This is a genomic window from Pseudomonas sp. 21LCFQ010, assembly GCF_024129905.1.
Classification (GTDB): Bacteria; Pseudomonadota; Gammaproteobacteria; order Pseudomonadales; family Pseudomonadaceae; genus Aquipseudomonas.
Window position 1 is genome coordinate 295,672 of sequence record NZ_JAMYDZ010000003.1, and the last position, 24,068, is coordinate 319,739.

The following is a 24,068-nucleotide window of genomic DNA, read 5'->3' on the forward strand; positions in this document are numbered from 1 at the left end:
TCGTTTCAATACAGGTCGACCGGGTCGACGTCCAGCGACCAGCGCACCTGGCGGCCACTGGGCATCTGTTCGAGGATCTGCAGCCAGCTACTGAGCAGCCGATGCAACGGTGCGCGGGCATTGGCCTGAACCAACAGTTGTGCCCGATAGCGTCCGGCGCGGCGTTCCATCGGAGCCGGAACCGGGCCAAGAAGTTCGATGCCGCCGGGATCGATTTGCTCCAGCAGTTGCTCGGCCTCGGCGCAGGCTTGATCCAGAAACAGCTCGGCCTGCCCGGGTTTGTGGGCTTCGGCGCGCAGCAGTGCCAGGTGCGAGAAGGGCGGCAGCCCGGCGCCGCGGCGCTCGCTCAGGGCCTGTTCGGCAAAGGCGAAGTAGCCTTGTTCGGTCAATTGAACGAGTAGCGGATGGTCGGCCAGATGGGTCTGGATAATCACCTTGCCCGGCTCTTCGGCACGCCCTGCGCGCCCGGCCACCTGAACGATCAATTGCGCCATGCGCTCGCTGGCGCGGAAATCGCCGGAGAACAGCCCGCCATCGGCATCCAGGATCGCCACCAGCGTGACCCGTGGAAAGTGATGACCCTTGGCAAGCATCTGGGTGCCGACCAGGATGCACGGCTGACCGCGCTGGATGGTGGCAAACAGCTGGTTCATCGCGTCTTTGCGCGAGGTGCTGTCGCGGTCGACCCGTAACACCGGGTAATCGGGGAACAGAATTGCCAGGCGTTCCTCGGCACGTTCGGTGCCGGCGCCGATGGGGCGCAGATCGACCTTGCCGCACGACGGGCACTGGCGTGGTACCCGTTCGGCGTACCCACAGTGGTGGCAGCGCAGTTCGCCAGAGCGCTGGTGGACGGTCATGCGCGCATCGCAGCGCGGGCAACCTGACAGCCAGCCGCAGTCATGGCACAGCAGGGTCGGGGCAAAGCCGCGGCGGTTGAGGAACACCAGCACTTGCTGACCTGCGCTCAAGGTCTGGCCGATGGCCTGTTGCATCGGCCCGGAAATACCGCTGTCCAGTGGCCGGCTCTTGACGTCCAGGCGCAGGAAGCGGGGCTGTTTGGCGCCCCCGGCGCGCTGGTTGAGACGCAGCAGGCCATAGCGACCGGTGTAGGCGTTGTGCAGGCTTTCCAGTGACGGTGTGGCCGAGCCGAGCACAATGGGGATATTTTCCTGGCGGGCGCGGACGATGGCCAGGTCGCGGGCGTGGTAGCGCAAGCCCTCCTGCTGTTTATAGGAACCGTCGTGTTCTTCATCGATGATGATCAGCCCCGGATTTTTCATCGGCGTGAACAGCGCCGAGCGGGTGCCGATAATGATGTCGGCGTCACCATCGCGGGCCGCCAGCCAGTGGTCGAGGCGCTCACGGTCATTGACCGCCGAATGCAGCAGTGCGATACGGGCATTGAAGCGCTGCTCGAAGCGCGCCAGGGTCTGGGGGCCGAGGTTGATCTCCGGGATCAGTACCAGCGCCTGCTTGCCAGCCATCAGGGTCTGGTGGATCAGTTGTAGATACACCTCGGTCTTGCCGCTGCCGGTGACGCCTGCCAGCAGGCAGGCATGAAAACTGCCAAAGCCAGCCTGAATCGCCTCGCAGGCGGCGCGCTGTTCGTCGTTGAGGGGCAGTTCGGGCTGGGCCAGCCAGTGTTCGTGACGCGGCGCAGGCGCCTGGCTGCGTACCTGGACCTCGACCAGCCCTTTGGCCAGCAGCAGGTTGAGGCTGTTTTTGTTCAGCATCAGCTTGTCGAGTAGCTGATGAGCCACGCCATGCGGGTGCTGCGCCAGGGTGGCCAGGGCTTTGCGTTGTGCCGGGGCGTTGCTGATGCGTGGATCCTGTGGGTCGGCACCGGCCGTCACCTGCCAGAAGCGTTCCTGACGGCTCTCGGCCGGTTCGCCCTGGCGCAGCAGCACCGGCAGCGCCCAGCTCAGGGTGTCGCCCAGGCTGTGCTGATAATACTGCGCGGTCCACAGGCACAGCTTGAACAGCGCCGGCGGCAATGGTGAATGGCTGTCGAGCAGGGCAATGGCCGGTTTGAGCTTGTCGGCGGGCACTTCGCTGTGGTCGCTGATTTCTACCAATACACCGATCATTTCCCGGCGCCCGAACGGTACGCGCAGGCGCATGCCCGGTTGCAGTGCGTTGCGCGGCGTACCGGCCGGGGCGCGGTAGTCGAACAGGCGACGCAGCGGCGAAGGCAGGGCAAGGCGCAGGATGACGTCGGGCACGCGAGCAATTCCGTATGGCAATCGGGGGCGGATGGGCGATGGTAACAGACGACAGTCGGCTTTAAGGTTCGTTTGCGTAATGGCAATTGTCTGGTAATATTTGCCGCCTATTTTGCGTGCGGTATCCGACAATAGTGTCGGGTGGCGGCCCGCCATTCGAGGAAGTCCCCATGAAAGCCGATATCCATCCAGTTTACGAAGCGATCGACGCCACCTGCAGCTGCGGTAACGTCATCAAGACCCGTTCCACCCTGGCCAAGCCTCTGAGCCTGGACGTGTGCAACGAGTGCCACCCGTTCTACACCGGCAAGCAGAAGACTCTGGACATTGGTGGTCGTGTTGACCGCTTCAAGTCCCGCTTCGGTGCTTTCGGCGCTGCCAAAGCACAGTAATCGCGGTTTCCGGACGGCCCTTCGGGCTGGTCCTGGCAACTCGAAAAGGCGCCCCTTGCGGGCGCCTTTTTCATGTCTGTCGTTTGCTCGATTGGGCATTCAGGCGCTGCGTCACTTCGACGCAGCCAGGTTCGGGCAGGGCAAATGCAACTCTGGCAAACGGCTGTGCCAGAGTGGTCTAGAGTCATGGCAAGCGTGTTGGCGGGTGACAATCCAACCCCCGCAGAGGCTTGAAACACCGAATTGATAGCAGGATTCGGTCAGATTTTGCATTAGTGCGACATTATCTATTCCAGAAATGCAATCCCGACATTCGCCCTCTTGACAGCAGTGACTGACCAGTCTTGTGAGGATTATGCATCTTGCGTATCCTCGACGGTTCGTCTGTCCCACCGTAATAAAGCGGAAATCCTATAACATGTCCGATCTGAAAACCGCTGCGCTTGAATATCACGCCAATCCCCGTCCGGGAAAACTGAGCGTGGAACTGACCAAGCCAACTGCAACTGCCCGTGACCTGTCGCTGGCTTACAGCCCTGGCGTTGCCGAACCTGTACGTGAAATTGCCCGTGATCCTGAACTGGCTTACAAGTACACCGGCAAGGGTAACCTGGTAGCAGTCATTTCCGACGGCACCGCCATTCTGGGCCTGGGCGATCTGGGGCCACTGGCTTCCAAGCCGGTCATGGAAGGCAAAGGGGTTCTGTTCAAGCGTTTCGCTGGCATCGACGTGTTCGATATCGAAGTCGATTCTGAAAGCCCGCAAGCCTTCATCGATACCGTAAAGCGCATCTCCATCACGTTCGGCGGCATCAACCTGGAAGACATCAAGGCACCTGAGTGCTTCGAGATCGAAAAGGCCCTGATCGAACAGTGCGACATCCCGGTATTCCACGACGACCAGCACGGTACTGCCATCGTGACGGCAGCCGGCATGATCAACGCGCTGGAAATCGTCGGCAAGAGCCTCGACACCGCCAAGATCGTCTGCCTGGGTGCCGGCGCTGCGGCTATCTCCTGCATGAAGTTGCTGGTGAGCATGGGCGCCAAGATTGAAAACATCTTCATGATCGACCGCTCCGGCGTCGTTCATTCCGGCCGTACCGATCTGAACCAGTACAAGGCAGCCTTTGCCCACGCAACCGAAAAGCGCACTCTGAGCGACGCTCTTGACGGTGCTGACGTGTTCGTTGGCCTGTCTGGTCCGAACCTGCTGAGCGCTGAAGACCTCAAGCGCATGGCCCGTGACCCGATCGTGTTCGCCTGCTCGAACCCGGACCCGGAAATCAAGCCGGAGCTGGCTCACGAGACCCGTAGCGACGTGATCATGGCCACCGGTCGTTCGGACTACCCGAACCAGGTCAACAACGTTCTGGGCTTCCCGTTCATTTTCCGTGGTGCCCTGGACGTACGCGCCAAGCGCATCAACGAAGAAATGAAAATCGCCGCAGCCAAGGCACTGAGCGAACTGGCCAAACTGCCGGTGCCTCAGGAAGTCAGCGATGCCTACGGCGGCGTGAAGCTGGAATACGGTCGTGAGTACATCATTCCCAAGCCGCTGGATGTGCGCCTGCTGAGTGTGATTTCCGACGCGGTGGCAAAAGCGGCCATCGAAAGCGGTGTAGCGACCCTGCCGTATCCGAAGCACTACCCGCTGACCAGCGTTGACGACGTGTTCAACGGCTGACAGCAACCCCCATAAAAAAACCGGCCTGATGGCCGGTTTTTTTATGGGCGTAGGAGCGGCTTTAGCCGCGAAGGCTTCCCGGCTAAAGCCGGTCCTACGAGGTCGATCAGAAGAGGTCTATGGGTGCCGCCTCATCCGCCGGCAGCGGGCTGCCCGGTACACTGCCGCCCAGTTCGTTGACGCTCGGGGGCGTGTCTTCACTCTTGAACAGCTCGAAGAACGCATTGGGCGTGCTTGGTGTGGCGGCGCGGCCGCTGATCGGGTCGACCCGCAGGCTGAGGATGCCATCGGGCTCGGCTTGCTGGTGCGGCGGTTTGTCCTTGAGCGCAGCACTCATGTAGTCCATCCAGATCGGCAGCGAGACGGTCCCGCCAAACTCATGCCGGCCCAGGCTTTCCGGCTGGTCGAAGCCGGTCCAGACGGTGGTCACGTAGTCGGCGTTGTAGCCGGAGAACCAGGCGTCCTTTGACTCGTTGGTGGTGCCGGTTTTGCCGGCGATGTCCGGGCGGTTCATCGACAGTGCCCGACGTGCGGTGCCGCGTTTGATGACGTCCTGCAGGATGCTGTTGAGGATGTAGGTGGTCCGGCTGTCGACCACCCGCTCGGCGACCACCGGGGCCGGATTGTCAGTGGCTGATGCAGGGGTCAGGGTTTCGATCGGCGGCGTGTCGTGTACGGCGAAGGTCGAGGTGTCCGGTGCGGTCTTGACCTCGGTGGCCGGTACGGTCGCCGGGTTGGCGGCGAACAGAACCTGGCCGTCGCGGTTTTCGATGGTCTGGATCAGGTACGGGCTGACCTTGTAGCCGCCGTTGGCGAACACGCCCCAGCCTGTAGCGATCTCCATCGGCGTCAGGGTTGCGGTGCCCAGCGACAGCGAGAGGTTGGGCGGCAGGTCTTGCTTGGCGAAACCGAAACGGGTGATGTAGTCGATGGTCGGCTGCACGCCCAGTTGTTGCAGCAGGCGGATCGAGACCAGGTTGCGCGACTTGTACAGTGCTTCACGCAGGCGGATCGGGCCAAGGAAGGTGCCGTTGTCGTTCTTCGGGCGCCAGACCTTGTCGACAGCTTCATCGACGAACACGATCGGCGCGTCGTTGACCAGGCTGGAAGCGGTATAGCCATTGTCCAGCGCTGCGCTATAGATGAACGGTTTGAAGCTCGAGCCCGGCTGCCGTTTGGCCTGCATGGCGCGGTTGTAGTTGCTTTGCTCGAACGAGAAGCCGCCTACCAAGGCGCGGATCGCACCGTTGCGCGGGTCCAGCGATACCAGGGCGCTCTGTGCAGCCGGGATCTGGGTGAACTTGAGCGTGCCGTCTTGCTGGCGCAGGACCCGGATCAGGTCGCCCACCTGGGCCACGTCAGCCGCCTGGCGAGGGTTGGCGCCCATGCTGTTGGTGTTCAGGTAGGGGCGGGCCCATTTCATGCTGGCCCAATCGACGTGTTCTTCTTTCTCGCCGTTGCGGGTCAACACGCGCAGGCCGGTCTTGTCGACCTGGGTGACGATGGCGGGCTCAAGCCCGTTGACCGGACGCTGTTTCTCCAGTTCCTGGACCCATGCCGCGCGAGTCAGGCCAGGGAAGCGGCTTTCCGGGCCACGATAGCCGTGACGCTGGTCATACTCGATCAGGCCCTGGCGTACAGCATTGTTGGCGTGTTCCTGCAGATCGCTGGGCACCGTAGTGGTAACGCGGAAGCCTTCGGTATAGGCCTCGCTGCCATAACGGCCGACCATTTCGGCGCGGGCCATTTCTGCAATATAAGGGGCGTACACTTCCGGCGTCGGAACGTGATAGCTGGCGTTCATCGGCTCGCTCAGTGCGGCCTGATAGGCGCTTTGCGAGATTTTGCCGAGGTGGTACATGCGCCCCAGAATCCAGTCGCGGCGCTCTTTGGCGCGGGCCGGGTTGGCCAGTGGGTTGAAGCGTGAAGGTGCCTTGGGCAGACCTGCGATGGTTGCCATTTGCGCCAGGCTGACGTCGCGGATCGATTTGCCGTAATAGACCTGTGCAGCCGCTTCAATACCGTAGGCGCGGTTGCCCAGGTAGATCTTGTTCACGTACAGCTCAAGGATCTCGTCCTTGGTCAGCTGGCGTTCGATTTGCAGGGCAAGCAGGATTTCAGTGGTTTTGCGCGAAAAACTGCGCTCACTGGTCAGGAAGAAGTTCTTCGCGACCTGCATGGTGATGGTGCTGCCGCCCGACTGGATATGGCCGCTCTTGACCAGCTCACTGGCTGCACGTGCCAGGCTGGAAGGGTCCACGCCGTAGTGGTTGGCGAAGTTGTCATCTTCGGCCGCCAGCAGGGCATTGATGAAGTTCGGTGGAATGTCCGCGAAACGCACTGGGGCGCGGCGCATTTCGCCGAATTCGGAGATCAGCTTGCCATCGCTGCTGTAGACCCGTAGCGGGATCTGCAACTGGATGCTGCGCAGGGCTTCAACCGAGGGCAGGTTCGGGCTCAGGTAGAGAAAGGCTCCGCTCAGGCCCAGCAACAGTGAGCAGAACACTGCAACGAGGGACCACCAGAAAAACTTCAGCAGGCGTATCAAGGCTTTTGGATTTCCAGAAAAGAAGATGAGAGGGGCGCGGGCATCAACAAATCAATACAGTCGCAAGCGTTTGGTGAACAAAAAGCGCCCGGCATTATAAGCATTTTTCGTCTCCGGGCGTGATTTGCGCTAATGTCATGCCTGTCTATGGCGCTGTCGTGCCCAAAACGTTCCGTAAGTGACGGAAAACGCATAGGAATCAGGTCGTGTTCGAACTCTTCAGCAAGAAGGCCCACACCCTTCTAGGGATCGATATTAGCTCCACTGCGGTAAAACTCCTCGAACTGAGTCGTTCCGGCAGCCGTTACAAAGTCGAGTCCTATGCGGTCGAACCATTGCCGGCCAATGCTGTGGTTGAGAAAAACATTGCCGAGCTCGAAGGCGTCGGAAGCGCGTTGGGGCGCGTCGTGGTCAAGGCCCGTACCAACGTCAAGAATGCGGCGGTGGCGGTGGCGGGTTCTGCCGTGATCACCAAGGTGGTCGAGATGGATGCCGGGTTGTCGGATGATGACATGGAGAACCAGCTCAAGCTCGAAGCCGACCAGTACATCCCCTACCCGCTGGAAGAGGTCGCCATCGATTTCGAGGTGCAGGGGTATTCGGTGCGCAACCCCGAGCGCGTCGAGGTCTTGCTGGCCGCGTGTCGCAAGGAGAACGTCGAGGTCCGCGAAGCCGCCCTGGCGCTGGCCGGCCTGACCGCCCGGGTCGTCGACGTCGAGGCTTATGCGCTGGAGCGCTCGTTCAGCCTGTTGTCGGCCCAACTGGGCAAAGGCCATGAAATGCTCACCGTTGCGGTCGTCGATATCGGCGCGACCATGACCACGCTGAGTGTGCTCCACCAGGGACGCATCATCTACACCCGTGAGCAGTTGTTCGGTGGCAAGCAACTGACCGAGGAAATCCAGCGCCGTTATGGTCTGTCGATGGGCGAGGCAGGGCTGGCCAAGAAGCAGGGCGGGCTGCCGGATGACTACGGCAGCGAGGTGCTGGAGCCCTTCAAGGACGCCATGGTGCAGCAGGTTTCGCGCTCTTTGCAGTTCTTCTTTGCGGCCGGCCAGCACAACTCGGTGGACTACATCATGCTGGCCGGCGGTTCGGCTTCGATTGCCGGTCTTGAGCACCTGATTCAGAAGCGCCTCGGCGTGCCGACCATGGTCGCCAACCCGTTTGCCGATATGGCGCTGAGTTCCAAGGTCAATGCCGGGGCCCTGGCCAGCGATGCTCCAGCGTTGATGCTTGCCTGTGGTCTGGCCATGAGGAGTTTTGACTGATGGCACGGATCAACCTTCTTCCTTGGCGCGAGCAACAGCGCGAGGAGCGCAAGAAGCGTTTTGTCACCGCGCTGGTGGGGGCGTTGGTGGTCGCGGTGGCAATCGTGTTGTTCATCGACCAGGGCCTGAGTCACGCCATTGATCAGCAGGACGCACGCAACACCTTCCTGCAGGGTGAGCTGGCCCAGCTCGACGTGCGCATCAAGGAAATCAGCGAATTGAAAGCGCGCCGCAAGCAGTTGCTCGAACGGATGAAAATCATTCAGGACCTGCAAGGCAACCGGCCGGTGATTGGTCGCGTCTTCGATCAGTTGGTGCGGACCTTGCCTGACGATGTGTATTTTTCCGACGTCAAAATGACCGGCAACCTGATTGCCATCAACGGCGTTGCGCAATCGAACAACCGCGTTTCCGATCTGATGCGTAATCTTGATGCGTCTGACTGGTTCGAAAGCCCCGTACTTATCGAGGTCAAGGCCAACGCTACGGACCAGACCAATGTCTTCCAGTTGACGGTGCGCCAGACCCAGCCCGCCGAGGCAGAAGGAGCCACGCCGTGAATTTCTCCGAATGGCTGGACGGCCTGCGCAAGATCGACCTCAACGACCTGGACATGAGCAATCTGGGGTCGTGGCCGGCGGCCGTGAAAGTGGCAGCCTGTGGGCTGCTAATGATGCTGGTGCTGGCGCTGGGCTATTTCTTTTATATTCAGGATCTGGAAAACCGCCTCGAAGGCGCGCGCACCAACGAAGGCGTACTCAGGGAACAATACACTGCCAAGGCCTTCCAGGCGGCAAACCTGGAGCCTTACAAGAAGCAGATGGTCGAGATGGAAAATACCTTTGGTGCACTGCTGCGGCAGTTGCCCAGTGATACCGAGGTGCCGGGGCTGCTTGAAGACATCACCCGCACCGGGTTGGGGAGCGGCCTGGAGTTCGAAGAGATCAAGCTGTTGCCTGAGGCGGCCCAACAGTTTTATATCGAACTGCCGATCCAGATTACGGTGGTGGGCGGGTATCACGACCTGGCCACCTTTGTCAGCGGCGTGGCGAGTCTGCCGCGGATCGTCACCCTGCATGACTTCGAGATCAAGCCGGTCGACCCCAAGAGCAACAGCAAATTGCGTATGAATATCCTCGCCAAGACGTATCGTTACAACGATGAAGGGCTGAAAAAATGAAGGCGGCGCGTCTATGGTGCGTCAGCCTGGCGGTGTTGGGGCTGGCAGGTTGTGGCGGTAGCGATGATCACTCTGACCTGACCGTGTTCGTCGAGGATGCCAGGGCGCGGCCGACCGGCACCATCGAGGTACTGCCCAAATTCAGGCCCTATGAAGCCTTTACCTATAACGCTTCAAGCTTGCGCAGCCCCTTTCAGCCGCCAGTCAAAATTGATGCGCTGAACCGCCAGCGCGGCTCGCGCCTGGTCAAACCGGACGAGACGCGGGTCAAGCAGTTTCTTGAAGGCTTCAATATCGAGACCTTTGAAATGGTCGGAACGATAGGTAATGAATCGGGTACATTCGCGCTGCTGAGCGGGGCCGGCGGTGTGCATCGGGTCAAAGTGGGTGACTATCTGGGGCGTAGCAATGGCCGTATTGTGTCGGTCAGTGACGCGCAGGTCGAAGTCGTTGAAATCGTTCCTGACGGGGAAGGGGGCTGGCTGGAAAGGCCGCGCAGTATCCCTCTCAAAGAGCGCTCATGAAGTGGGCAAGGCCAAGCATGCATAACACCGCACAACGGAAATTGAACATGACCAGGATTCTCTCGATTATCGGCGTGTCGCTATGGATTGCGATGGTCGCTCCGATAGTCCAGGCTGCCACGCTCAAGACGCTCGATGTCGCCACGCTGCCCGGAGACCGTATCGAACTGAAACTGGCGTTCGACGCTCCGGTGGCTGCGCCTCGCGGTTACACCACCGAGCAGCCGGCGCGCATTGCACTCGACCTGCCCGGGGTCAACACCCAGCTGACCAACCGCAGCCGCGACCTGGGGACCGGTAATGCCCGTAGCGTTGTCGTGGTGCAGGCCAACGACCGTACCCGAATCATCATCAACCTGACCACCCTGTCGCCCTACAGCACCCGGGTTGAGGGCAATAACCTGTTCGTTGTCATCGGTCAGGGCGCCACCGCGGCGCAAGCCTCCCAGCCGGGCACGGCGCAAGCTGCAGCACGCGGCGCTACGCCCGCTGCGAGTGGCGCCGCCAGGCCTGCCGCAGTCGCCTCGGGGGTGGCCATCGCGCCAGGGGCCAGGGCCGTACGCAATCTGGATTTTCAGCGTGGTGAGCTGGGTGAGGGCAATGTTCTCATCGACCTGAGCAGCGCTGGCATCGCTCCGGATATTCAGGAGCGCAACGGTAAAATCTTTGTCGACTTCGCCAAGACCCAGCTCCCTGACCCTTTGCGTGTACGGCTGGATGTCAAGGATTTCGCCACCCCTGTGCAGTTCGTCACGGCAACCACCTCGGGTGACAAGACCAGTATCAGCATCGAGCCGTCCGGGGCCTATGACTATTCCGCCTATCAGACCCAAAACCGCCTGACCATCAGCGTCCGCCCTCTGACCAATCAGGATCTGGAGCGCCGTGCGGCGGACAAACCTGTGTATACCGGCGAGAAGCTGTCACTCAACTTCCAGGACATTGATGTGCGGTCGGTGCTGCAATTGATTGCCGACTTCACCAACCTCAACCTGGTCGCCAGCGACACCGTACAGGGCGGCATTACCCTGCGTCTGCAGAATGTGCCCTGGGACCAGGCGCTGGATCTGGTGCTCAAGACCAAGGGCCTGGACAAGCGCAAGATCGGTAATGTGTTGCTGGTGGCGCCGGCCGACGAGATCGCCGCCCGTGAGCGCCAGGAACTGGAGTCGCAAAAGCAGATCGCCGAGCTGGCACCGCTGCGTCGTGAGCTGTTGCAGGTCAACTACGCCAAGGCTGCGGATATTGCCAAGCTGTTTCAGTCAGTGACCAGTGCCGAGGCTCAGGTCGAGGAACGTGGCTCGATCACCGTCGATGAGCGCACCAACAACATCATTGCCTATCAGACCCAGGAGCGTCTTGATGAGCTGCGGCGCATCGTTGCCCAGCTGGACATTCCGGTGCGTCAGGTGATGATCGAAGCGCGCATCGTCGAGGCCAACGTCGATTACGACAAGGCGCTGGGCGTTCGCTGGGGCGGCAGCCGGACCAGTGGTAGTGGCAAATGGATCGGCTACGGTCTGGATGACAACCTCACCTCCGCGAGCACCTCGGGTGGCAGCAACGCCACTACCGATGTGGGCACCTCGGGTACGAGCACGGCTGCCTCGAACCGCAACATCCCGTTCGTCGATCTCGGCGCGCCGGATGCCACGGCGGGCTTCGGCATCGGCTTCATGACCAGCAACACCCTGATCGACCTCGAACTCAGTGCCATGGAAAAGAGCGGTAACGGCGAGATCGTCTCCCAGCCCAAGGTTGTCACCTCTGACAAGGAAACCGCCAAGATCCTCAAAGGCACCGAAATTCCCTATCAGGAGTCCAGCTCCAGTGGCGCGACCACGGTGAGCTTCAAGGAGGCTTCGCTGTCACTGGAGGTCACCCCGCAGATCACCCCGGACAACCGCATCATCATGGAGGTCAAGGTCACCAAGGACGAGCCGGATTACCTCAATGCCGTGCTGGGTGTGCCGCCGATCAGGAAAAACGAGGTCAACGCCAAGGTGCTGATTTCCGATGGCGAGACTATTGTTATTGGCGGCGTGTTTTCCAACACTCAAAGTAAAGTTGTAGAAAAAGTGCCATTCCTTGGCGATGTGCCGTATGTTGGCCGCCTTTTCCGGCGTGACGTGGTGTCTGATTCAAAATCCGAGCTTCTGGTATTTCTGACACCACGCATCATGAACAACCAGGCGATTGCTGTGGGTCGTTGATTCTGTGCGAAATCTAATACTTGTAGGGCCGATGGGGGCAGGCAAAAGCACCATCGGTCGTTTGCTGGCCAAAGAACTGCGACTTCCGTTCAAGGATTCGGACAAGGAAATCGAGCTGCGTACCGGTGCCAACATCCCGTGGATCTTTGATCGGGAGGGCGAGGCCGGCTTTCGTGAGCGTGAGCAGGCGGTGATTGGTGAACTCTGTGCTGCCGATGGGCTGGTACTGGCAACCGGCGGCGGGGCGGTGATGTGCGAAGCAAACCGCAAGGCACTGCATGCCGGCGGCCGCGTGGTCTATCTGCATGCTTCGGTCGAACAGCAGGTCAGTCGTACGGCCCGTGACCGCAATCGTCCGCTGTTGCGCACTGCCAATCCGGCTCAGGTGCTGGCTGATCTGCTGGCCCTGCGTGATCCGCTGTACCGGGAGATTGCCGATGTGGTGATCGAAACCGACGAGCGGCCGCCGCGAATGGTGGTGCTGGAGATCCTGGGCCGTCTGGCCGAGCTCGCTCCCCGTTAAAGCGCGGCCGAAAATGCGCTATTCTCGGCGACCATTAAAACGAAAGCAGCAGGCGGCAGGCGCCGCCTTTTGCTCTGGTGCGCGAAAAGCGCCCAATCGCTAATCAATGTGGGGAAACATGCAGACTCTGACGGTCGATCTTGGTGAGCGTAGCTACCCGATTCATATTGGCGAAGGTCTGCTGGACCAGCCTGAGCTTCTGACACCGCATATCGTTGGTCGTCAGGTGGCTATCGTGACCAACACCACGGTTGCGCCGCTGTATCTGGAACGTCTGACCAAGACTCTGGCCGGCTATACGGTTCTGCCGGTGGTGCTGCCTGACGGTGAGGCCTTCAAGAACTGGGAAACCCTGCAACTGATCTTCGACGGCCTGCTTGGCGCCCGGCATGATCGCCGTACCACCGTCATCGCCCTGGGCGGTGGTGTGATCGGTGACATGGCGGGTTTTGCCGCAGCCTGCTATCAGCGTGGGGTGAACTTCATTCAGATCCCCACCACCCTGTTGTCCCAGGTCGACTCTTCGGTCGGTGGCAAGACCGGCATCAATCACCCGCTGGGCAAGAACATGATCGGTGCGTTCTACCAGCCATCGGTGGTGCTGATCGATACCCGCTCGCTGAACACCCTGCCCGAGCGCGAACTGTCAGCGGGTCTGGCCGAAGTCATCAAGTATGGCCTGATCTGCGACGAACCGTTCCTGAGCTGGCTGGAAGACAATATCGATGCGTTGCGCGGCCTGGACCAGGTGGCGCTGACAGCGGCCATCGAGCGTTCATGTGCGGCCAAGGCGCGGGTGGTAGGTGCCGATGAGCGTGAGTCGGGAATTCGCGCGACCCTGAACCTGGGTCACACCTTTGGCCACGCCATCGAAACCGAGATGGGGTATGGTGTGTGGCTGCATGGCGAGGCGGTTTCGGCTGGCACCGTCATGGCTCTGGAAATGTCCGCGCGGCTGGGCTGGATCACCACTCAGGAGCGCGATCGTGGTATTGCTCTGCTGTTGCGCGCCGGATTGCCGGTTGTGCCGCCGCAGGAAATGACTGAGGCGCAATTCATGGCGCACATGGCGGTCGACAAGAAAGTGATCGATGGCCGCATGCGCCTGGTATTGCTGCGACAGCTGGGTGAGGCGGTGGTCACTGACGACTACCCGCAAGACGTACTCAAGGCCACTCTGGTGACGGATTACCGCGCCCTGGTGGATCAGCTTAGAGGTTAATGGAAAGACCGATGACTAGTTTGCACGCCGACGAGGCCTTTCTCGGCCACTATCAGTTGAGTCACGACCCCTTTGCGGCGCGGGTGCCTGGCTTCAAGTTTTTCCCTGCCCAGCGTAAGCCGGTGCTGGGCCAGTTGCATCACCTGGCGCGTTACAGCCAGTTGCTGCTGGCTGTAACCGGCCCCCAGGGCAGCGGCAAGACCCTGCTGCGCCAGGCACTGGTCGCCAGCACCAACAAGCAGTCCGTGCAGAGTGTAGTGATATCGGCACGTGCGGCCGGTGATGCTGCCGGGGTATTGCAGCAGGTCGCCGAATCGCTGGGAATTTCCAGCGCCGAGATGAAGCCGATCCTTGCCCAGGTCGTGCAACTGGCCCTGACGGGACAGGAAGTCTACATTCTGCTCGACGATGCGGAACAACTCGGTGATTCGGCACTCGAAGCCCTGCTGGGGCTGGCTGAGGGCGCGCCGGAAGGGCGTCCGCATGTATTTCTGTTCGGTGAGGCATCGCTGATCGATCGTCTCGACCAGATATGTGCCGGCATGCACGGTGACACTGAAGGCGAGCGCTTTCACGTTATCGAGCTGCAGCCCTACAACGAAGAAGAAACTCGTGAGTATCTGGCACAACGCCTGGACGGTGCGGGACAGGGTATTGCCTTGCTGAGCGCCGATCAGATCGCCGATATCCACGAGCAGTCCGATGGCTGGCCCGGGATCATCAACCAGGTGGCCCGCGATTCAATGATCGAGGCGATGATCGCGAGTCGCTCCGCGGTCAAGCGCCCTAGCGTAGGGTTCAACATGCCGAAGAAACACATACTGGCCCTGGGGGCTGTGGTCGTGGCCGCCGTGGCCGCCGCAGTGCTGATCCCGGGCGGCGACAAGAGCAATACGGCCAATCCGCCGACCAATGCCCAGGCCCAATTGCCGTTGGGGCAAGGTACCCAGCCTGCTCAGCAGTCCAATAATGGTGGTCCGGCCATCGAGTTTGCCGGCAACTCGCAACCGATGCCATTGCCGCTGGCCGGCAATTCGCAACCGGTCATGCGCGGTCCACTGGCCGAGGCGACCGGTTCCGGTCCGAGTGACGAAGACGCAGTGCCTAGCACCTCGCCTGCCAGCCCGCCTACCGTGACCACCAGCGCCCCGCCAGCCGGCCACCAGGCCGCTGAAGTGCCGCGCTCGTCGATTCCTGCGCCAGCGGCACCTGCGCCGGCACCGGCGCCTGCTGCAAAGCCGGCTCCGGCTCCTGCTCCACAGACCCAGGTGGCGACCGCCAAGCCGGCACCTGCCCCGGCGCCAGCACCAGCACCAGCGGCCAAGCCGGCCGAGAAGCCCGTGGCAGCCGCACCCGCCAAACCGGCGACAGGCGGTAGCTGGTACAGCGGCCAGGCTCCTGGTCGCTATGTGGTGCAGATCCTGGGGACCAGTTCCGAGTCCACTGCCCAGGCTTACATCGCCGAGCAGGGCGGGGAGTACCGCTACTTCAAGAAAACCCTGCAGGGCAAACCCCTGTATGTGATCACCTACGGTAACTTTGCTGATCGCAATGCTGCCCTGGCTGCGATCAAAAACTTGCCAGCCAAGGTCCAGGCTGGTAAACCTTGGCCTCGTACTGTGGCCAGCATCCAGCAAGAACTCGGCGCTTCTCGCTAAGCGTGCGGATTGAAGCGGCCCGCCAAGGGCCGCTTACCTCGATATCCCGCTGTTTATCCCCAGGACGCACCCTTCTGCCAAGGGTGTGATTCTGGCGGTGTCCGCGCTACAAACTCCCCTGCCAACCCCCTTTGGTCGTCAAAAATAGATTTGACTAACACAGGGTGTCACTTTAAAACCTTCATAAATGCGACACGCTTTTTCAGTAAATAGTCATTAAATTTGTGGGCTCATGCCCTGCTGTGTACAATGCCCTCCGTTTTGCTTCTCCAAAGCCGGCGTACGTTCGGCGTGATGAAGCGGTTGATTGAGCCGAAGAATTTGCCTCTAACCCAGGCAGCCTGGTGAGAAAGTGTCTATGAAAACAGGTCTGTACCATCCGGATGTACACAAGGCTAACTGTGGATTTGGCCTGATCGCCCACATGCAGGGTGAAGCCAGCCATCACCTCTTGCAGACGGCTATGGCGGCCCTGACCTGCATGACCCACCGTGGCGGTATCAACGCTGACGGCAAGACCGGTGACGGTTGCGGTCTGTTGATCCAGAAGCCCGACCTGTTCCTGCGTGCCGTGGCCAAAGAGCAGTTCGGTGTCGAGCTGCCTCGCCAGTATGCGGTGGGCATGGTGTTCTTCAACCAGAATGACGAAAAGGCCGAGGCTGCCCGCGAGCACATGAACCGCGAGATCCTGGCCGCAGGTCTCAATCTGGTTGGCTGGCGCCAGGTGCCGATCGACACCAGCGTGCTCGGGCGTCTGGCCCTGGAGCGCCTGCCACGCATCGAGCAGGTGTTCATCGGCGGTGAAGGCCTGAGCGATCAGGAGTTCGCGGTCAAGCTGTTCAGCGCCCGCCGCCGTTCGTCGGTGGCCAACGCCGAGGATGCCGAGCACTACATCTGCAGCTTTTCGCACAAGACCATCATCTATAAGGGCCTGATGATGCCTGCCGACCTGGCAGCCTTCTATCCGGACCTGGGCGACGAGCGCCTGCAGACCGCGATCTGCGTATTCCACCAGCGCTTCTCGACCAACACCATGCCGAAGTGGCCGCTGGCCCAGCCGTTCCGCTTCCTGGCACACAATGGTGAAATCAACACCATCACCGGTAACCGTAACTGGGCCCAGGCTCGCCGCACCAAGTTCACCAACGACCTGATGGAGCTTGAAGAGCTCGGTCCGCTGGTCAACCGTGTCGGTTCCGACTCCTCAAGCATGGACAACATGCTGGAGCTGATGGTCACTGGTGGTATCGACCTGTTCCGTGGCGTGCGAATGATCATTCCGCCAGCCTGGCAGAACGTCGAGACCATGGACTCGGACCTGCGCGCGTTCTACGAATACAACTCCATGCACATGGAGCCGTGGGACGGCCCGGCCGGCGTGGTGATGACCGAAGGCCGCCACGCGGTCTGCCTGCTCGACCGCAACGGCCTGCGCCCGGCGCGCTGGGTCATGACCAAGAACGGCTACATCACCCTGGCGTCGGAAATCGGCGTCTGGGACTACACCCCTGAAGACGTGATCGCCAAAGGCCGTGTGGGGCCGGGCCAGATCTTTGCCGTGGACACCGAGACCGGCCAGATCCTCGACACTGACGCCATCGACAACCGCCTCAAATCGCGTCATCCGTACAAGCAGTGGCTGCGCAAGAACGCCTTGCGCATCCAGGCGACCATGGAAGACAACGACCACGGTTCGGCCTTCTACAACCAGGACCAGCTCAAGCAGTACATGAAGATGTACCAGGTCACCTTTGAAGAGCGTGACCAGGTGTTGCGCCCGCTGGGTGAGCAGGGCCAGGAAGCCGTGGGGTCGATGGGTGATGACACACCGATGGCCGTGCTGTCGCGTCGGGTCCGCTCGCCTTACGATTACTTCCGCCAGCAGTTCGCGCAGGTTACCAACCCGCCGATCGACCCGCTGCGCGAAGCCATCGTCATGTCCCTGGAAATCTGCCTGGGTGCCGAGCGCAACATCTTCCAGGAGTCGCCTGAGCACGCCTCGCGGGTGATCCTCAGCTCGCCGGTGATTTCCCCGGCCAAATGGCGCAGCCTGATGACCCTGGAGCGTCCAGGCTTCGAGCGCTGCATCATCGACCTGAACTACGACCAAAGCGTTGGTCTGGAAGCTGCCGTCCGCAATATTGCCGATCAGGCTGAAGAAGCCGTACGTTCAGGGCATACCCTGATCGTTCTCAGTGACCGGCATATCGCGCCGGGCAAGCTGCCGGTGCATGCTTCGCTGGCCACCGGTGCGGTACACCACCGCCTGACCGAGCAGGGCCTGCGCTGCGACAGTAACATCCTGGTCGAGACCGCGACCGCCCGTGACCCGCACCACTTCGCGGTGTTGCTCGGTTTCGGTGCTTCGGCGGTCTATCCGTTCCTGGCTTACGAAGTGCTGGGCGACCTGATCCGCACCGGTGAAGTGCTGGGCGACCTCTACGAAGTGTTCAAGAACTACCGTAAAGGCATCACCAAAGGCTTGCTCAAAATCCTGTCGAAGATGGGTATCTCGACCGTGGCCTCCTACCGTGGCGCCCAGCTGTTCGAAGCCATCGGTCTGTCCGAAGAGGTCTGCAACCTCAGCTTCCGTGGCGTGCCAAGCCGCCTGAAGGGTGCACGTTTCGTTGACCTGGAGTCCGACCAGAAGCTGCTGGCCGCTGAGGCCTGGAGTGCGCGCAAACCGATCCAGCAGGGTGGTCTGCTGAAGTTTGTCTACGGTGGCGAATACCACGCCTACAACCCGGACGTGGTCAACACCCTGCAAGCGGCCGTGCAGCAGGGCAACTACGAGAAATTCAAGGAATACACCGCGCTGGTGGACAACCGCCCGGTGTCGATGCTGCGTGACCTGTTCAAGGTCAAGACCCTTGAGCAGCCGCTGAGCCTCGATGAAATCGAGCCGCTGCCGGCGATCCTCAAGCGCTTCGACTCGGCCGGTATCTCGCTGGGCGCACTGTCGCCGGAAGCTCACGAAGCCCTGGCCGAGGCGATGAACCGCCTGGGCGCGCGCTCCAACTCCGGTGAGGGCGGTGAAGATCCGTCGCGCTACGGCACCATCCGCAGCTCCAAGATCAAGCAGATCGCCACCGGCCGTTTCGGCGTCACTCCTGAGTACCTGGTCAACGCCGAAGTGCTGCAGATCAAGGTCGCACAGGGTGCCAAGCCCGGTGAGGGCGGCCAGTTGCCCGGTGGCAAGGTCAACGGCCTGATCGCCAAACTGCGCTATGCGGTGCCTGGCGTGACTCTGATTTCACCACCGCCGCACCACGACATCTACTCGATTGAAGACCTGTCGCAGCTGATTTTCGACCTTAAGCAGGTCAATCCGCAGGCACTGGTTTCGGTCAAGCTGGTGGCAGAAGCCGGCGTGGGCACCATCGCGGCCGGTGTCGCCAAAGCTTATGCCGACCTGATTACCATCTCCGGTTACGACGGCGGCACCGGCGCTTCGCCACTGACCTCCATCAAGTACGCCGGCTCGCCGTGGGAGCTGGGCCTGGCCGAGACTCACCAGACCCTGCGCGGCAACGACTTGCGCGGCAAGGTCAAGGTGCAGACTGACGGCGGCCTGAAAACCGGCCTGGACGTGATCAAGGCGGCGATCCTGGGGGCCGAGAGCTTCGGTTTCGGTACTGCGCCGATGATCGCCCTGGGCTGCAAATACCTGCGTATCTGCCATCTGAACAACTGCGCGACCGGCGTGGCGACCCAGAACGACAAGCTGCGCAAGGATCACTACATCGGCACCGTCGACATGGTGATCAACTTCTTCACCTACATTGCCGAAGAAACCCGTGAGTGGCTGGCCAAGCTGGGCGTGCGCTCGCTGGAAGAGCTGATCGGCCGTACCGACCTGCTGGAAATCCTGCCGGGCGACACCGAGCGTCAACAGCATCTGGACATGACCCCGTTGCTGGGCAGCGATTACATCCCGGCCGACAAGCCGCAGTTCAGCCTGGTCGACCGTAACCCGCCGTTCGACAAAGGCCTGCTGGCCGAGAAGATGGTCGAAATGGCCAAATCGGCCATCGAGTCGATGAGCGGTGGCGAGTTCGAGCTGGACGTGTGCAACTGCGACCGTTCCATCGGTGCGCGCATCTCCGGCGAAATCGCCAAACTGCACGGCAACCAGGGCATGAACAAGGCGCCGATCACCTTCCGCCTCAAGGGCACTGCCGGGCAGAGCTTCGGTGTATGGAACGCCGGTGGCCTGAACATGTACCTCGAAGGCGACGCCAACGACTACGTGGGTAAAGGCATGACGGCCGGCAAGCTGGTCATCGTTCCGCCCAAGGGCAGCCCGTTCAAGACCCAGGAAAGTGCCATTGTCGGTAACACCTGCCTGTACGGCGCAACCGGCGGCAAGCTGTTCGCCGCAGGTACGGCCGGTGAGCGTTTCGCCGTGCGTAACTCCGGTGCCCACACCATCGTCGAAGGCACCGGCGATCACTGCTGCGAATACATGACCGGCGGCTTCGTCTGCGTACTGGGCAAGACCGGCTACAACTTCGGTTCCGGCATGACCGGTGGTTTCGCCTACGTGCTGGACCTGGACAACACCTTCGTTGACCGGGTCAACCACGAACTGGTCGAGATCCAGCGGATCAGCGGCGAAGCGATGGAAGCCTACCGTACCCATCTGCAGAGCGTGCTCGATGAGTACGTGGCCGAGACCGACAGCGAGTGGGGCCGCAACGTGGCAGAGAACCTGGACGACTTCCTGCGCCGCTTCTGGCTGGTCAAGCCAAAGGCTGCAAGCCTCAAGTCGCTGCTCTCCAGCACCCGTGCCAACCCACAATAAGGCAGCCGAGCGCTGCAAGCCTGACGTGACAGGCTTGCAGCCCCTGCGTCGATTAGAACGTGATTCCTGCAGCTTGAAGCTCGAAGCTTGAAGCTGCCCGTGATGAGGCAACAACCATGGCTGAACGTCTGAGTAACGACTTCCAGTTCCTTGATGTCGGACGTAAAGATCCGAAAAAGAAGCTGCTGCGCCAGCGCAAGAAAGAGTTCGTTGAAATCTACGAACCCTTCAAGCCCCAGCAGTCCGTCGACCAGGCCCACCGTTGCCTGGGTTGCGGCAACCCGTATTGCGAGTGGAAGTGCCCGGTGCACAACTTCATTCCCAACTGGCTGAAACTGGTCGCCGAAGGCAACATCCTGGCGGCCGCCGAACTGTCGCACCAGACCAACACCCTGCCGGAAGTCTGCGGCCGCGTCTGCCCGCAAGACCGCCTGTGTGAAGGGGCCTGTACCCTCAATGACGGGTTTGGCGCGGTCACCATCGGCTCGGTCGAGAAGTACATCACCGACACCGCCTTCGCCATGGGCTGGCGCCCGGACATGTCGCGCGTCGTGCCGACCGGCAAACGTGTGGCAATCATCGGTGCAGGACCTGCGGGCCTGGGCTGTGCCGACGTCCTGGTGCGCAGCGGTGTGACGCCGGTGGTGTTCGACAAGAACCCGGAAATCGGCGGCCTGCTGACCTTCGGCATTCCCGAGTTCAAGCTCGAAAAGAGCGTGCTCAGCCATCGCCGTGAAGTCTTCACCGGGATGGGCATCGAGTTCCGTCTGAACGTCGAAGTCGGTAAAGACGTGACCATGGAGCAGTTGCTCGCAGAATACGACGCCGTGTTCATGGGCATGGGCACCTACACCTACATGAAGGGCGGCTTTGCCGGTGAGGACCTGCCAGGCGTCTACGACGCACTGGACTTCCTGATTGCCAACGTCAACCGCAACCTGGGCTTCGAGAAGGCGCCGGAAGACTTCATCGACATGAAGGGCAAGAAGGTCGTGGTGCTTGGTGGTGGTGACACCGCGATGGACTGTAACCGTACCTCGATCCGCCAGGGCGCCAAGGCTGTTACCTGTGCTTACCGCCGCGACGAAGAAAACATGCCCGGCTCGCGCAAGGAAGTGAAGAACGCCAAGGAAGAAGGCGTGAAGTTCCTCTACAACCGTCAGCCGATCGCGATTGTCGGCGAAGACAAGGTCGAAGGCGTCAAAGTCGTCGAGACCCGTCTCGGTGAGCCGGATGCCCGTGGCCGTCGCAGTCCTGAGCCGATCCCCGGTTCCGAAGAGATCATCCCGGCCGATGCTGTGGTCATCGCCTTCGGTTTCCGCCCAAGCCCGGCCCCCTGGTTCGAGCAGTTCGATATCCAGACCGACAGCCAGGGCCGCGTCGTGGCTCCGGAGCAAGGCCAGTTCAAGCACCAGACCAGCAACCCGAAGATCTTCGCCGGTGGTGACATGGTGCGTGGTTCCGACCTGGTCGTGACCGCGATCTTCGAAGGCCGCAACGCTGCCGAAGGTATCCTCGACTACCTCGGTGTTTGATATCGAGGCATCGTAGGAGCGGCTTCAGCCGCGAAGCAGGCGCCGCAATTTCGCTGCTAAAGCAGCTCCTACGCGTGACGCAAGTCAACATGAAAGGGCCTTCGGGCCCTTTGTGCTTATGTCGACAAGCGTGTTGCTTGTAACTGTTCTTGCCGGTCTGAGAAAATGCCCGCCTATTTTTTGCGGAAACCGACATGACTGCCTTGAAGAACGACCGTTTCCTTCGTGCCCTGCTCAAGCAGCCTGTGGATATCACTCCGGTCTGGATGATGCGTCAGGCCGGTCGCTACCTGCCGGAGTATCGTGCCAGCCGTGCCAAGGCCGGCGACTTCATGAGCCTGTGCATGAACCCGGCATTCGCCTGTGAAGTGACCCTGCAGCCGCTGGAGCGCTACCCGCTCGACGCCGCGATCCTGTTTTCCGACATCCTCACCATTCCTGACGCCATGGGCCAGGGTCTGTACTTCGAGACCGGCGAAGGCCCGCGTTTCAAGAAAACCGTCAGCACCCTGGCCGATATCGAAGCCCTGCCGATCCCTGATCCGCACAAAGACCTCGGTTATGTCATGGATGCGGTCAGTACCATCCGTCGGGAACTCAACGGCCGGGTGCCGCTGATCGGCTTCTCCGGCAGCCCATGGACGCTGGCCACCTACATGGTCGAAGGCGGCTCGTCCAAGGACTTCCGCAAATCCAAGGCCATGCTCTACGACAACCCGCAAGCCATGCACCTGCTGCTCGACAAGCTGGCGCAGTCGGTCACCGCCTACCTCAATGGCCAGATTCGCGCTGGCGCCCAGGCGGTGCAGATCTTCGACAGCTGGGGCGGCAGCCTCTCGGCAGCGGCCTACCAGGAGTTCTCCCTGGCTTATATGCGCAAGATTGTCTCTGGCCTGATCCGTGAGCATGAAGGCCGTCAGGTGCCGGTGATCCTGTTCACCAAGGGTGGTGGCCTGTGGCTGGAAAGCATCGCTGACGTCGGTGCTGAAGCGCTGGGTCTGGACTGGACCTGCGACCTCGGCCAGGCCCGCGCCCGGGTCGGCGACAAGGTCGCGCTGCAAGGCAACATGGACCCGAGCGTGCTCTACGCCCGCCCCGAAGCCATCCGTCAGGAAGTGGCGCGTATCCTGGCCAGCTATGGCCACGGCAGCGGCCACGTCTTCAACCTCGGCCACGGCATCACCCCGGAAGTCGACCCGGCCAACGCTGGTGCGTTTATCGAAGCGGTGCACGAGCTGTCGGCGCAGTATCACGGCTGATTAGCGACGTTTCCTACAAAACGCCCGGCTTTTGTCGGGCGTTTTTGTATGTGCAGATCGGTCAGGATCAAGGCTCAAAATTGACCATCGAGGCGCGACAAGCCCCGCCGTTCAGGGCGGGGACGGATAGCGCGGACGGCGTAGCCGTCCCTGGTTGCAGTGGGGTGTCTGCTGCTGTTCGGTGTACTCACCGCCACAGGATGATTCGCAGTAACATGGCGACACAGATGCCCCTCTACGGCGGTATTTCGTTACAAAGACCCCATGGGCATGCATCTTGAAAACACCGTGCCGTCCGCGCCTAATGGCGTCTTCATTGCTCATGGCTCAAGAGCAGCATGCAACGACTTCAAGCCTTCAAGTACGAACTCATGCCAGACGGCCAGCAGGAGCGGCAAATGCGCCGCTTTGCGGGCTCCTGTCGCTTCGTCTTCAACAAGGCGCTGGCGTTGCAGAAGCAGCGCCACGAGCAAGGCGAGAAGAAGCTCGGCTATGCGGACCTGTGCAAGTTGCTTACCGGGTGGCGCCATAGCCCGCAAACCGCATGGCTGGCCGATGCGCCGGTTCACCCATTGCAATAGAGCCTCAAGGATCTGGAACGGGCCTACGCCAACTTCTTCGCCAAGCGAGCCGACTTTCCCCGGTTCAAGAAGAAGGGGCAGCGCGACAGTTTCCGCTATCCCGACCCGAAACAGATCAAGCTCGACCAGACCAACAGCCGCCTGTTTCTGCCCAAGCTGGGCTGGCTGCGCTACCGCAACAGCCGCGAGGTGCCTGGCACGGTGAAGAACATCACCGTGAGCCAGTCGTGTGGCAAGTGGTTCGTGAGCATCCAGACCGAACGAGAGATCGATGAGCAGCCCACGGCACAGGGGGCGGCAGTTGGCATCGACATGGGCATTGCCCGGTTCGCCACGCTTTCGGATGGTTCGTTCTACGCACCCCTGAACAGCTTCAAACGCCATGAAACCGCGCTGTGCAAAGCGCAGCAGGCGATGAGCCGCAAGGTCAAATTCAGCCGCAACTG

The 24,068-nt window shown here is 61.1% G+C and carries 17 protein-coding genes and 1 pseudogene; 15 read left to right on the top strand and 3 right to left on the bottom strand.

The features are described 5' to 3' along the window. Positions 1–5: 5 nt before the first annotated feature. The gene (locus NJC38_RS06425) at positions 6–2,225 is read right to left on the bottom strand and encodes a primosomal protein N' (protein ID WP_253112227.1); all 2,220 of its coding nucleotides are present in this window, start codon (positions 2,223–2,225) and stop codon (positions 6–8) included. Between the two features lie 170 nt (positions 2,226–2,395). On the opposite strand from NJC38_RS06425, the gene rpmE reads away from it, so the two are divergent. After that, complete coding sequence (gene rpmE / locus NJC38_RS06430) at positions 2,396–2,617, top strand: 50S ribosomal protein L31 (RefSeq protein ID WP_045486504.1); 222 nt, start codon at positions 2,396–2,398, stop codon at positions 2,615–2,617. A gap of 418 nt (positions 2,618–3,035) precedes the next feature. Continuing rightward, positions 3,036–4,304 (top strand): malic enzyme-like NAD(P)-binding protein, encoded by a 1,269-nt coding sequence (locus tag NJC38_RS06435; protein WP_045486508.1) that lies wholly within the window; start codon positions 3,036–3,038, stop codon positions 4,302–4,304. A 106-nt stretch (positions 4,305–4,410) separates the two neighbouring features. Here the strand turns inward: NJC38_RS06435 and NJC38_RS06440 are convergent, their stop codons facing one another. Further along, positions 4,411–6,852 (bottom strand): penicillin-binding protein 1A, encoded by a 2,442-nt coding sequence (locus NJC38_RS06440; RefSeq protein ID WP_253112229.1) that lies wholly within the window; start codon positions 6,850–6,852, stop codon positions 4,411–4,413. A gap of 206 nt (positions 6,853–7,058) precedes the next feature. Between NJC38_RS06440 and NJC38_RS06445 the strand changes: the two genes are divergently transcribed. From NJC38_RS06445 to hemE, 11 genes are all read left to right on the top strand, one after another. Further along, positions 7,059–8,123: a pilus assembly protein PilM gene (locus NJC38_RS06445; RefSeq protein ID WP_045486514.1), complete on the top strand. Its 1,065-nt coding sequence runs from the start codon at positions 7,059–7,061 to the stop codon at positions 8,121–8,123. Next, positions 8,123–8,683 (top strand): PilN domain-containing protein, encoded by a 561-nt coding sequence (locus tag NJC38_RS06450; protein ID WP_045486517.1) that lies wholly within the window; start codon positions 8,123–8,125, stop codon positions 8,681–8,683. Before NJC38_RS06445 ends, NJC38_RS06450 begins: the two co-directional genes overlap by 1 nt. Further along, positions 8,680–9,303 carry a type 4a pilus biogenesis protein PilO gene (gene pilO, locus NJC38_RS06455; RefSeq protein WP_253112231.1) on the top strand — a complete coding sequence of 208 codons (624 nt, stop codon included), beginning with the start codon at positions 8,680–8,682 and terminating at the stop codon, positions 9,301–9,303. The genes NJC38_RS06450 and pilO overlap by 4 nt, the downstream gene beginning before the upstream one ends. After that, complete coding sequence (locus NJC38_RS06460) at positions 9,300–9,827, top strand: pilus assembly protein PilP (RefSeq protein ID WP_253112233.1); 528 nt, start codon at positions 9,300–9,302, stop codon at positions 9,825–9,827. Before pilO ends, NJC38_RS06460 begins: the two co-directional genes overlap by 4 nt. Positions 9,828–9,874: 47 nt before the next feature. Beyond that, positions 9,875–12,040, top strand: coding sequence for a type IV pilus secretin PilQ (gene pilQ, locus NJC38_RS06465; RefSeq protein ID WP_253112235.1), 2,166 nt, complete (start codon positions 9,875–9,877; stop codon positions 12,038–12,040). 4 nt (positions 12,041–12,044) lie between these two features. Then, positions 12,045–12,563 carry a shikimate kinase AroK gene (gene aroK / locus NJC38_RS06470; protein ID WP_253112237.1) on the top strand — a complete coding sequence of 173 codons (519 nt, stop codon included), beginning with the start codon at positions 12,045–12,047 and terminating at the stop codon, positions 12,561–12,563. Between the two features lie 118 nt (positions 12,564–12,681). After that, on the top strand, positions 12,682–13,785 hold the full coding sequence (gene aroB / locus NJC38_RS06475; protein ID WP_253112240.1) for a 3-dehydroquinate synthase: 1,104 nt from the start codon (positions 12,682–12,684) through the stop codon (positions 13,783–13,785). A gap of 11 nt (positions 13,786–13,796) precedes the next feature. Further along, positions 13,797–15,443 carry an AAA family ATPase gene (locus tag NJC38_RS06480; protein ID WP_253112242.1) on the top strand — a complete coding sequence of 549 codons (1,647 nt, stop codon included), beginning with the start codon at positions 13,797–13,799 and terminating at the stop codon, positions 15,441–15,443. A 358-nt stretch (positions 15,444–15,801) separates the two neighbouring features. Further along, positions 15,802–20,247, top strand: coding sequence for a glutamate synthase large subunit (gene gltB / locus NJC38_RS06485; RefSeq protein ID WP_045486534.1), 4,446 nt, complete (start codon positions 15,802–15,804; stop codon positions 20,245–20,247). 116 nt (positions 20,248–20,363) lie between these two features. Then, positions 20,364–21,782, top strand: coding sequence for an FAD-dependent oxidoreductase (locus NJC38_RS06490; RefSeq protein ID WP_253112244.1), 1,419 nt, complete (start codon positions 20,364–20,366; stop codon positions 21,780–21,782). A gap of 194 nt (positions 21,783–21,976) precedes the next feature. Beyond that, positions 21,977–23,041, top strand: coding sequence for a uroporphyrinogen decarboxylase (gene hemE, locus NJC38_RS06495; RefSeq protein WP_253112245.1), 1,065 nt, complete (start codon positions 21,977–21,979; stop codon positions 23,039–23,041). A 234-nt stretch (positions 23,042–23,275) separates the two neighbouring features. Here hemE and NJC38_RS06500 read toward each other — a convergent pair. Beyond that, a pseudogene (locus NJC38_RS06500) lies at positions 23,276–23,365 on the bottom strand (IS200/IS605 family transposase); the annotation flags it as partial. A gap of 14 nt (positions 23,366–23,379) precedes the next feature. Between NJC38_RS06500 and NJC38_RS06505 the strand changes: the two are divergent. Together NJC38_RS06505 and NJC38_RS06510 are read left to right on the top strand one after the other, a co-directional pair. Beyond that, the gene (locus tag NJC38_RS06505; protein WP_253112248.1) at positions 23,380–23,622 is read left to right on the top strand and encodes a helix-turn-helix domain-containing protein; all 243 of its coding nucleotides are present in this window, start codon (positions 23,380–23,382) and stop codon (positions 23,620–23,622) included. A 12-nt stretch (positions 23,623–23,634) separates the two neighbouring features. Continuing rightward, positions 23,635–24,068 (top strand): RNA-guided endonuclease TnpB family protein (locus NJC38_RS06510; RefSeq protein WP_253112260.1); only part of this gene is annotated, 434 nt, incomplete at its 3' end.